Raw genomic sequence first — 10,340 nt, 5'->3', positions numbered from 1 at the left:
CGGCCGGCATCTGGACGATGGAGAGCAGAGAATCCTGGCCCGACAGCGCTTTCGATTCCACCGGCACGCCGAACACCGGCAATGGCGTCATTGCCGCCGTCATGCCGGGCAGATGCGCCGCACCCCCGGCTCCGGCGATGATCACCTTGTAGCCGGCCGCCTTGGCGCCCTTGGCGAATTCATAGAGCCGGTCGGGCGTGCGGTGCGCCGAAATGATCAGCCTTTTATGGGGAACGCCAAGCGCCTCCAGCGTTTCGGCCGCCTGGCGCATCGTCGCCCAGTCGGATTGGCTGCCCATGATGATGGCGACGTCGGCGCGTTGATGGTTCAAGCTTCTGCTCCCCGGCGACAAAGGCGCGCCTTAGCGGAATTCGCGCGGGGCCGCAAGGATATGCGGCCATCGGCGAGATGCCGACGGCCACATCCGGCTCATACCGCGGCCTTGCGGAAGCGGGCGACGAAGTCGTCGAGCTCGGGGCGTTCCATGTCGGAGATCGCCCAGTAGGAGAAGGCGCCGTCGCTCCAGTGCACCATCGAGAAGCCGCCCGAGGAAAGATCGTCCGGCTGGGTGGCCTTGCCGCCCTGCTGCGGTTCGGCGACCAGCGTGATCAGGTGCTCGCGATGGCGGTAGACCAGTGCCGGTACCGGCCGGCCTGATATCACCTCGACCCGGCCGCCGATCAGCGCGAAGCCGTCCTGGGCAAGGTCGGGCGCCGGCGGCGAGACACCGATGCGGGCGTCGAGCCACGGCTTGACCGTATGGCGGTCGGAGGAAACGATGTCGATCGGACTCGCGGCGAGCAGGCTGCGGCGATGGCCGCTGGCGACAGCGGCGGCAAAGCCGTCCTCCGCGCCGTTGAACATCACCCATTGCGTCGCGCCGCTGGCCAGCACCGCGCTGATCATGATCGACGCCGCCATGGCGCGCCAGTCGAACGAGCCGAAGCGGCGTGCCCTTGGCGATGTGCGCGCCTGCGAAGGACGCGTCCCGGCTTCCCGTCTCTGGCCTGCGCCGGCGCCCGTGATCAATCCCGGCAGCGCCGACGGCGTGCCGCGCTGCGGCTCGGTCGCCTCTGCGTCGCCTTGCCGTTCGGTATCCGCCATGCCGATTGCCGCGATGCGGGCCAGAAACGCGTCGCTGACTTCGGGGCGGGGCAGGCGGCTGACCGCGCCTCGCAAGGCGACAATGCGGGCATGTTCGGCGGCAAGCCGGGGGTCGGCGGCGATGCGGCGCTCCACGGCAAGGGCGGCCGCGGCATCGAGTTCGCCATCTACAAGGGCGTGGATCATCAGTCTGATACCTTCGGGATCATCGGGCAGTCCGTCGTCGTGCGTCATGACGCTCTCCCCAAATCAGACGTCAGCAGGCCGCGGGCGCGGGCAAGCCTGGACATCACCGTGCCCATCGGCACGTCGAGCATGGCCGCTATTTCACGATAGCTGAGGCCGTTTATGTCGCGCAGCACCAGCGTCTCGCGAAACGGCTGCGGCAGGGCAGCGATCGCAGCCTCTAGTGCCGCCGTATCGGCCCTGGCGATCAGGCTCGCCTCCGGCCCGTCCTCGTCGGGCAGGCTGGTGCCATGGGCCGCCGCCATGTCGTCGAGATCGCAGAGATCGCCGACAGCCATCATGCCGCGCGGCCGGTTGCGCGCCATCCAGGTGTAGGAGGTGTTGCGCACGATGGTCAGCAGCCAGGCACGGGCATTGCCGCCGGCATAGCCTGATATGCCGGCATGCGCCTTGATGCAGGCGTCCTGCACGACATCCTCGGCGTCGGCGGCATTGCCGGTCAGCCAACGGGCCAGCGCCAGCGCATCGCCGAGATGCGGCAGCACCACCTGATTGAAGCGCTCTGCCAAGGCCCTCTCGCTCAAAGCAGCACCATGATCCGATACTCCGGGACGGACTGGGCGCGCCGCCTCAAGATGCGACAGCGATTTTGCCTTGCTTGCGGGAGGAAAGCCGCCGGAAACGGACAAAGTCGCCTGCCGTGCTGAAAGTGAATTCATCTGCATCACCGGTGTCAAGCGCCACAAGGGAGAGCCTGACGACCATCATGCTTGCCAGCGCACGGCGACGGCCGACGCCGCAACCATGGTCGCTGGCCTGGCAATGATGCGGCATGCCGATCTCCTCAACGCCGGAAGTGGCGTATGTCGAGAAGACTTGTCGAGGAGACGATTTATTCCCGCGTGGGCAAATCCGGCTGTTCACAGTCATGTGATCAGCCGGTGCTTTCGGCATTGTTGGTTCGGTTTGGCGATCAATCCGGCCAGCGCGAGACGCCTAACGAATCCTTGCGGGCGACCTTCATCGCGTCGGCCGGGCGCTCCTTCGCGGTCAGTACGGCGCGCAGGCGCTCGGCGACGATCTCCGCTTCGCCGGGGTGAAGGTTGCAGGGGTCGAGGAAGAAATGGCCGCGCTCGACCTCGTGGTTGCGCACGATGATCGGCGGCGCGCCCGCGGCAAGTGCCGAGGCGAGACCGGCGGCGGTGAAGCGGCTCTCGGGCGAGACGAATATCTGCAGCCGGTCGAGCGGATTGGCGGTGGGATCGGGAATGATGATGGCGGCGATGCCGGGCAGTCCCTGCAACGCATCCTTCCACAGGTTCAGGGCTGCCTCCTCGCGCCGGCGGATGCCGGCATGGTCACGCTTCTCCCAGGCTTCGAGCGCGGCCATGGTGCCGGCGATGCTTTCCTTGCCGACCTTCATGGCGCGCGCGACGCCGCGATTCTGAAGATAGGCGGCCCGTATCAGATCCTTGCGGCCGGTGACGATTCCGCTGGTCGGTCCGCTCAGAAATTTGTGGCCGCTGTAGATGACGACGTCGGCGCCGCGCGCCAGAAAACCGCGCAGATCGTATTCGGACGCGGCATCGACAATCACCGGTACGCCCTTGGCGTGGCAGATCTCCGAGAACTCTTCCAGCGACAGCATGCCGTACTGCACCGTGTGGTGGGCGACGACATAGAGGCCCGCCGCCGTGCGTTCGTTGATCGCTTCGCGCACATGATAGTCTTGGGTGACGCTGACCGTGCCGGCGGGCACCACCTTGGCGCCGGCGACGCGGACCGACTGGTCGATCGGCGCGCCGTAATTGACGATATGGCCGAGCTGGATGACGACTTCCGACTTCAGCCCTTCGGTATCATCGGGCAGGCGCTCGATGGCGAGCAGGTTGGTCCCCGTCATCGCACCGGCGATCGCCATGGTGATGCCGCTGGCGCAGCAGGCGGTGATGAAGCCGGCCTCGCCGCCGGTGAGGCGCGCGACAATGGTGCTCGCGGCGCGCTGCAGATCGTCCATCTCCACCCATTGCGAGGCCATTTCGGCCATGGCGCTGATCGCCTCGGGAACGATGATCGAGGCGCCGAGCGCGGTCATGGTGCCGGAGACGTTGATGATCGGCCGCAAGCCCAGCCGTTCGCGAATGGTGGTGTTGGAGCCGGTGTCGGAATAGGTTTTCATGTGAGCAAATCCCGTTGGTGGCAGGTCAGGCGGCGATCTCGACGACCGCTTCGATTTCGACGGTGATATTTCCAGGCAGCGAGCCGACGCCGATCGCCGAACGGGCATGGCCGCCGATTTTGTCGAAGACATCGGCGAACAGGTCCGAACAGCCATTGACCACCCGTGGGTGGTCGCTGAAGGTCGGCGTCGCGTTGACGAAGCCGAGCAGCTTGACGACGCGCACGATTCGGCCGAGATCGCCGGCTGCCGCATGCATGACGGCAAGCAGATTGAGCCCGGTCAGGCGCGCATGCTCATAGGCCTGTTCGACCGTCACATCCTCCCCCACCTTGCCGGTGCAAAGCGTGCCGTCGGCGCGCAGCGGCCCCTGGCCGGAGAGGAAGATCAATCGCCCGCTCTCGGCATGGGTGACGAAGTTGGCGATGGGCGTCGGCGGCTCGGGCAGCGTCAGGCCGAGTTGGGCGAGCCTGGTATAAGGCGTCATTGATGAAGGCTCCTTGGGGCAGCTTTGGCCGCCTGATGTCAGAAATGCGAGGCGCGGAAGCGCGCCAGGAAGGTGCGGAGGCGTTCGTTGGTGGTCTCCGCCGCGAGGATCTCCTTCGGCGGCCCGACGGCGCTGACGCCGCCATCGGCCATGAAGACGATGCGGCTCGAAGCGTCACGGGCAAAGGCCATTTCGTGGGTGACCATCAGCATGGTCATGCCGTCCTCGGCGAGGCTGCGCACGACGGCCAGCACCTCGCCGACCAGTTCGGGATCGAGGGCGGAGGTGATCTCGTCGAGCAGCAGGATCTTCGGCTCCATGGCCACGGCGCGGGCGATGCCGACGCGCTGCTGCTGGCCGCCGGAGAGCTCGGCGGGCAGGCTGTCGGCCTTGTGGGCAAGGCCGACGCGGCCGAGCCAGTGCTCGGCGATCGAGCGTGCCTCGGCCTCGTTCTTACCCCGCACCTTGGTCAAGCCCAGCATGATGTTGCCGGCTGCCGTCAGGTGCGGGAACAGGTTGAAGCTCTGGAACACCATGCCGGTCTCGGCGCGCATGCTGGCCAAATCGCGTTCGCTGCGGCGCTGGCGCGTTCCGGCCTCGCGATAGCCGACCTCCTTGCCGTCGATGCGGATCGAGCCGCTGTCGTAGCTCTCCAGGAAGTTGACGCAGCGCAGCAGCGTGGTCTTGCCGCTGCCGGAAGGGCCGATGACGGTCACCACCTCGCCGCGCTTCACCTGAAGGCTGACGGAGCGCAACACCTCGACGGCGCCGAAGGCCTTGGAGACATCGCGTACGTCGAGCAATGCGGGATTGGCGTTCGAGGCTTCGGACATCGTGCTATTCCCGGATGAAGGAGAAACGCCGCTCCAGCCGCCGGCTGGCGAGCGAGAGCGCGTAGTTGACCGCGAAATAGATGAGCGCGCCCAGTATATAGAGCGGCATCGCCTCATAGGTGCGGCCGATGACCTGGTTGATGGCCTGCATCAAATCGGTGATGCCAAGCAGCGACACCAGCGCGCTGCCCTTGACCGCGTCGGTGACGCCATTGATCCAGGGCGGCAGGAAGCGCCTGAAGGCCTGCGGAAAGATGACGTAGGTCAGCCGTTGGCGAAAGGTCAGCCCGATCGCCATCGCGGCTTCGGACTGTCCCTTCGGGATGGAGCCGACCGCGCCCCTGAGATACTCGATGACCTGCGCCGTCTTGAACAGGGTCAGCGCCGACACCGCGGCCCAGAACGATGGCAGATGCAGCCCGATCGCCGGCAGGCCGTAATAGACGAAGAACATCAGCACCAGGATCGGAATGCCGCGAATGGTGTCCGAGAAGATGCGCACCGCCCAGCGCAGCGGCGCCGGTCCATAGACCAGGCCGACGCCCAGCAGGACGCCGGCGATGAGCGACAGCACCACGACCAGCAGCGATACCCACAAGGTCACGGCGAACCCTTGGGCGAGGAACGGCAGCGCGTAGAGGATCTGGCCAAGCATGTCAGCGTGCCGCCCTGAACCGGCGCTCGATGAGCCGCAGCCCAAAAAGCATGATGTAGCCCGTCACCAGATACATCGCGGTGGTGACCAGGTAGACCTCGACGATGCGGAAGGTGTTGAAGTTGATCCACTGGGCGCCGAAGGTGAGTTCGGGCACCGAGATGACGGAGGCGATCGAGGTGTCCTTGAACAGCGAGATGAAGGTGTTAGACAGCGCCGGCAGTGTGATGCGCAGCATGGTCGGCAGGCGCACGTGGAGCAGCCTTTGCCAGGGCGTGAGGCCGATCGCCTTGCCGGCGTCGAGCTGGCCGCGCGGGACAGCCTCGAGGCCTGAGCGAAACACTTCGACCAGATAGGCGCCGCTATAGACCGACAGGGTCAGGACAAACGAGGTCGGTGCGCTGTAGGCCAGGTCGACCACGGTCGGCAGGCCGTAGAAGACGAGATAGACGAGCAGGATCAGCGGCACGTTGCGGATGAACTCGACATAGGCGGCGATCAGCGCCCGCACCACGCGTCCTGCGGAGACGTACCAGACCGCGAGCACCAGCCCGATGACGACGCCGATGGCGATCGAGATCACGGCAAGCTCGAGGCTGAGCAGCAGGCCGCCCCACAGCTTGTCGAAATGCCGCCAGATCAGATTGAAATTGAGGGCATAGCCCATGCGTCCGCCTCGGTGTGAAGGGCGTCGAGTCGATTACGGAAGGGCTGGAATGCCGCCCTTCCGTAATCCGGGATCAGATGACCGGGAAGCCGGGATGACGCGCCGGCGGTTCCTGGCCGAAATAGTCCTTGAAGGCAGCGTCGTAGAGCGCCGATTCATGGCCGAACATGGCGATGGTGAAGGTCTGGTCGACGAAGGTCAGCCAGTCGAGATCGCCCTGCCGAAGTGCCGCGCCATAAAGCATCGAATACCAGCTCTTGCCGGCATCGAAATATTTGTCGGGATTGCGCGAGGCGAGCCAGCGCACGGTGGACAGATCGACCGCGGCGGCGTCGGCGCGTTTCGATTCCAGCGCCTGCAGCACGTTGGCCTGGGTATCGATCTGCAGCACCTGGGCCTGCGGCAAAGCGTAGTGGACCGAGCTTTCGGCGTCGACATTCTGCAGGATCGAAATGCGGGTTGCCGAACCACCGGCGAGCAGTTTGTCGAAGGTCTTGTTCTCGGCGGTCGGCAGCGTCAGCAAGGCAACGCCTTCGACATAGTAAGGCCGGGAGAAATTGATCAGCTGCGAGCGTTGCGCCGTCATCGTCATGAACTGGATCGTGATGTCGACCTTGTTGGTGGTCACGTTGGGAATGCGCTGCGCAGGGTCCTGCATGACGAACTCGACCTTGGTCGGGTCGTCGAAAAGGCCCTTGGCGAGGATGCGGCCCATGGTGATGTCCATGCCCACCAGTTCGCCGGCATCGTTCTCGAAGTGCCAGGGCGCGTTGGTGCTGCCGGTGCCGACAATCAGCTTGCCTCTGTCGAGCACGGTGCGCAGAAGACTGTCGGATGCGGCTTGCGCGGCGGCCTTCTGGGCATCGACGGTTGCCAGCACCCCGGCGGTGGCCAGTCCCGCCATTCCCAATTTCAGAAAATCACGTCTTCCGGATGTGTCGTTCACGGCGACCTCCTTTCGTGTTGTGTTCCCCTATGCACAGGTCATACACGCGATGGCGATTATCAAAATTGTCTCTTACAAGAGACGCATGTATCCTGTACAAGACAGATACTAACACCGGGAATCGACAATGCAAGATGGCAATGCCCCAGCAATTTCGGCGGACGAGAAGACGACCGCCTCCCGCGAGAAAGGCCTCAACCGGGTCTTGGAGATCCTGGAGTTTCTTCACACCACGCAGCGGGCGATCGGCATTGGCGATCTTGCCAAGGGGGTGAACGCGCCGCGTTCGACCACCTACACGCTGGTGCGGTCGCTGGTCGATGCCGGCCTGCTGGAAATGGCCGGCGACGGCAACCGCGTCTATTTCGGCAAGAAACTCTATCTCTACGGAATGGACTATGTGCGGGGCAACGATTTGTTGCGGCGCGGGCGCCAGGAGGTCGATCATCTGTCGCGCGAGACCGGCGAGACCTCGGAACTGTGCATGCTGCAGAGCGGCCGCTACACGATCGTCCATTCCAGCCCTGGCACCAGGCCGTTCCGCATCAGCTCCGCCACAGGCCTGCAGATACCGCTGCCTTGGACTGCCTCGGGACGGCTGCTTCTTGCGGGGCTGGATAGAGCCGCGATCGAGGCCATGGTGTCCGACGACGACCTCGTGCTGCCCGATGGCCGCAAGCTGCGGCTCGACGATTTCATCGCCGACATCGCAAAGGCCGGGGTGACCGGTTACTGCGTCACTTCGGGCCTGGTCGACGCCTATACGAAATGCCTCGCCGTGCCGGTCTTTTCAGCGCCAGGCAAGGTCGAGGCGACGATGTGCCTGGTGGTTCCGATCGACACGTCGGAGGAGCGGACCGCGGATCTCATCGGCCTGCTGCGCGGCCGCGCCGCCGGGCTCTCGATCGGCGGATAGGCGGAAAAGCGTTCGCGTCTCAGGCGATGATGTCTGGAATGATCTTGTCTTCCAGCTTCATCAGCCGGTCCTTGAGGACAAGCTTCTTCTTCTTCATGCGCTGGATCTGCAGCGGGTCGCAATTCATGGCGATCATCGCGTTGATCGCGGCATCGAAATCGGCGTGTTCCTGCTTCAGCCGGGAAAATTCGAGGCGAGTATCGGCCTGTTCCTGATCGGACATTCTCTACCGTCTGCACGTCTGCGGCGCCCAAAACTGGGCCTGGTTGGGCGGGGGCGGCAATTTCTGCCACCGGCGCGCAGCCCATATCACATTTCATGTTGTCGTGGAATGCTACCACGCAGCATTCGACATCGCCGTCTGATGGTGGCACACTGTCATTGTGCCGTCACAGATACGACCTGCGGTGGACGTGCCTTGGCGGCTGCAATCGAGGAAACCATGAAAGGGAGAACCAATCATGTCTCTTGCATCCCATCTTGATGAGTTGCAGCGGAAACACGGCGACATTGAACGCGAAATCGATGACGCGATGAACCACCCGTCGGTGGACGACCTCGAAATCGTGAATCTCAAGCGACGCAAGCTGGCACTCAAGGATGCGATTGAGAAATTGAGGGCGCAACCAACCACGCATTGATCCTCACGTGATATAGCCGCTCACCACTGGCGGTTTTCCTTGCCGGCGGCGCCAGCCGCCGGTGCAGTGGGTTTAATTTCAGCGATTCCACAAGCCGAAGCTAATATTCGTCAGGGCCGTTTATGCCGGGCCGCCGTAAGGTCGTGCGCTGTTTCAGGGTCCTGGCCGGCACCAATTGCTGCCAGTGGCGACCTGTCGCCATTGACAAGCCATCTTTGCTCCTCCACCTCATGCCCGGACTTCAGCGCATCGGACCCGGCTTGTGCGTCCAAGCGGACGCACGGGCTTCAGAGAGACGCATAGCGCTCCAGAGAGACGCATGGCGCTCCAGAGACAAAAGGCTGCCGGCATGACCGGGTATTTTTCCTTTCCCTTCCCCCGCCGCACCTCGGTCGGCGTCGATGTCGGCGGCGTGGTCGTCGGCGGCGGCGCGCCCGTGGTCGTGCAATCGATGACCAATACCGATACCGCCGATGTCGATCAGACGGTCGCGCAAGTCGCGGCGCTGCACCGCGCCGGCTCCGAGATCGTGCGCATCACCGTTGACCGCGACGAGAGTGCCGCCGCCGTGCCGCGCATCCACGAGCGACTGTTGCGGCTCGGCATCAACGTGCCGCTGGTCGGCGATTTCCACTATATCGGCCACAAGCTGCTGGCCGATCACCCGGACTGCGCCGAGGCGCTTGCCAAGTACCGCATCAATCCCGGCAATGTCGGCTTCAAGGACAAGAAGGACCGGCAGTTCACCGATATCGTCGAGATGGCGATCAAGCACGACAAGCCGGTGCGCATCGGCGTCAACTGGGGCTCGCTCGACCAGGAGCTGTTGACGCGGCTGATGGACGACAACCAGGACAAGGGTTTTCCCCTGACCGCGCAGGAAGTCACGCGCGAGGCGATCGTGCAGTCGGCGATCCTGTCGGCCGAGATGGCCGAAGAGATCGGTCTTGGCCGCGAAAAAATCATCCTGTCGGCCAAGGTCAGCGGCGTGCAGGATCTGATCGCCGTCTACACCGAACTCGCCACCCGTTCCAACCACGCGCTGCATCTCGGCCTCACTGAAGCCGGCATGGGGTCGAAAGGCATCGTTGCTTCTTCCGCCGCCATGGGCATCCTCTTGCAGCAAGGCATCGGCGACACCATCCGAATCTCGCTGACGCCGGAGCCGAATGGCGACCGCACCCGCGAGGTGCAGGTGTCGCAGGAACTGCTGCAGACCATGGGTTTCCGGCAGTTCGTGCCGATCGTCGCGGCCTGCCCCGGCTGCGGCCGCACCACCTCCACCGTGTTTCAGGAACTGGCGCAGAACATCCAGGCGGACCTGCGCAAGAACATGCCGGTGTGGCGTGAGAAATACCCAGGCGTCGAGAACCTCAAGGTCGCGGTGATGGGCTGCATCGTCAACGGCCCGGGTGAGTCCAAGCACGCCGATATCGGCATTTCGCTGCCCGGCACTGGCGAGACGCCGACAGCGCCCGTCTTCGTCGACGGCAAGAAAGCAGCGACCCTGCGCGGGCGGTCGATCGCGGCGGATTTCGAGAAGATGGTCGCCGACTATATCGAACAGAGGTTCGGTCAGGGCGGCAAGGCCGCGGCAGAGTAGGTGAAATGCGGCGTTTCCTGTGGGCGACGCTGATTTTCCTGTGCGGCATGGCCTGGTCGACGCTTGCCCAGGCCGATCCGCCGCAATCGGCCAAGCAGCGGCTGATCGACAAGGTCTGCAACC

General features: G+C 64.3%; 14 protein-coding genes. 3 read left to right on the top strand and 11 right to left on the bottom strand.

What is annotated here, in order from left to right; all coding sequences use genetic code 11:
- The 10 genes from purE to EOA36_RS16010 form a co-directional block, all read right to left on the bottom strand.
- Nucleotides 1-331, bottom strand: a 331-nt coding sequence (gene purE / locus EOA36_RS16055; protein ID WP_127278472.1) for a 5-(carboxyamino)imidazole ribonucleotide mutase, incomplete at its 3' end; no start/stop codon positions are given.
- A gap of 98 nt (nucleotides 332-429) precedes the next feature.
- Nucleotides 430-1,338, bottom strand: a complete 909-nt coding sequence (locus EOA36_RS16050) for an anti-sigma factor (protein WP_127278471.1) — start codon at nucleotides 1,336-1,338, stop codon at nucleotides 430-432.
- Complete coding sequence (locus tag EOA36_RS16045) at nucleotides 1,335-1,874, bottom strand: sigma-70 family RNA polymerase sigma factor (protein WP_127278470.1); 540 nt, start codon at nucleotides 1,872-1,874, stop codon at nucleotides 1,335-1,337. Before EOA36_RS16045 ends, EOA36_RS16050 begins: the two co-directional genes overlap by 4 nt.
- Nucleotides 1,875-1,920: 46 nt before the next feature.
- Complete coding sequence (locus tag EOA36_RS16040; RefSeq protein WP_127278469.1) at nucleotides 1,921-2,244, bottom strand: hypothetical protein; 324 nt, start codon at nucleotides 2,242-2,244, stop codon at nucleotides 1,921-1,923.
- Between the two features lie 19 nt (nucleotides 2,245-2,263).
- A complete protein-coding gene (locus EOA36_RS16035; RefSeq protein WP_127278468.1) occupies nucleotides 2,264-3,469 on the bottom strand; it encodes an aminotransferase class V-fold PLP-dependent enzyme in 1,206 nt (401 codons plus the stop codon).
- A gap of 25 nt (nucleotides 3,470-3,494) precedes the next feature.
- Nucleotides 3,495-3,956, bottom strand: coding sequence for a RidA family protein (locus tag EOA36_RS16030; RefSeq protein ID WP_127278467.1), 462 nt, complete (start codon nucleotides 3,954-3,956; stop codon nucleotides 3,495-3,497).
- Nucleotides 3,957-3,994: 38 nt separating this feature from the next.
- Complete coding sequence (locus EOA36_RS16025; RefSeq protein ID WP_127278466.1) at nucleotides 3,995-4,789, bottom strand: amino acid ABC transporter ATP-binding protein; 795 nt, start codon at nucleotides 4,787-4,789, stop codon at nucleotides 3,995-3,997.
- Between the two features lie 4 nt (nucleotides 4,790-4,793).
- Nucleotides 4,794-5,444, bottom strand: coding sequence for an amino acid ABC transporter permease (locus tag EOA36_RS16020; protein ID WP_127278465.1), 651 nt, complete (start codon nucleotides 5,442-5,444; stop codon nucleotides 4,794-4,796).
- 1 nt (nucleotide 5,445) lies between these two features.
- Complete coding sequence (locus EOA36_RS16015; RefSeq protein WP_127278464.1) at nucleotides 5,446-6,111, bottom strand: amino acid ABC transporter permease; 666 nt, start codon at nucleotides 6,109-6,111, stop codon at nucleotides 5,446-5,448.
- A gap of 73 nt (nucleotides 6,112-6,184) precedes the next feature.
- Nucleotides 6,185-7,015, bottom strand: a complete 831-nt coding sequence (locus tag EOA36_RS16010) for a transporter substrate-binding domain-containing protein (RefSeq protein ID WP_171892286.1) — start codon at nucleotides 7,013-7,015, stop codon at nucleotides 6,185-6,187.
- A gap of 169 nt (nucleotides 7,016-7,184) precedes the next feature.
- On the opposite strand from EOA36_RS16010, the gene EOA36_RS16005 reads away from it, so the two are divergent.
- Nucleotides 7,185-7,973, top strand: coding sequence for an IclR family transcriptional regulator (locus EOA36_RS16005; RefSeq protein WP_127278463.1), 789 nt, complete (start codon nucleotides 7,185-7,187; stop codon nucleotides 7,971-7,973).
- Nucleotides 7,974-7,992: 19 nt separating this feature from the next.
- On the opposite strand, the gene EOA36_RS16000 is transcribed toward EOA36_RS16005, so the two are convergent.
- Complete coding sequence (locus EOA36_RS16000; RefSeq protein WP_127278462.1) at nucleotides 7,993-8,196, bottom strand: YdcH family protein; 204 nt, start codon at nucleotides 8,194-8,196, stop codon at nucleotides 7,993-7,995.
- Between the two features lie 238 nt (nucleotides 8,197-8,434).
- Between EOA36_RS16000 and EOA36_RS15995 the strand changes: the two genes are divergently transcribed.
- Nucleotides 8,435-8,614: a YdcH family protein gene (locus EOA36_RS15995; RefSeq protein WP_127278461.1), complete on the top strand. Its 180-nt coding sequence runs from the start codon at nucleotides 8,435-8,437 to the stop codon at nucleotides 8,612-8,614.
- A 349-nt stretch (nucleotides 8,615-8,963) separates the two neighbouring features.
- Nucleotides 8,964-10,217 (top strand): flavodoxin-dependent (E)-4-hydroxy-3-methylbut-2-enyl-diphosphate synthase, encoded by a 1,254-nt coding sequence (gene ispG, locus EOA36_RS15990; RefSeq protein ID WP_127278460.1) that lies wholly within the window; start codon nucleotides 8,964-8,966, stop codon nucleotides 10,215-10,217.
- The last annotated feature ends 123 nt before the right edge of the window (nucleotides 10,218-10,340 follow it).

This window comes from Mesorhizobium sp. M8A.F.Ca.ET.021.01.1.1, from assembly GCF_003998025.1.
GTDB lineage: Bacteria > Pseudomonadota > Alphaproteobacteria > Rhizobiales > Rhizobiaceae > Mesorhizobium.
Note: the sequence above shows the minus strand (reverse complement) of the source record. Positions and strands in the feature narration are given on the sequence as shown.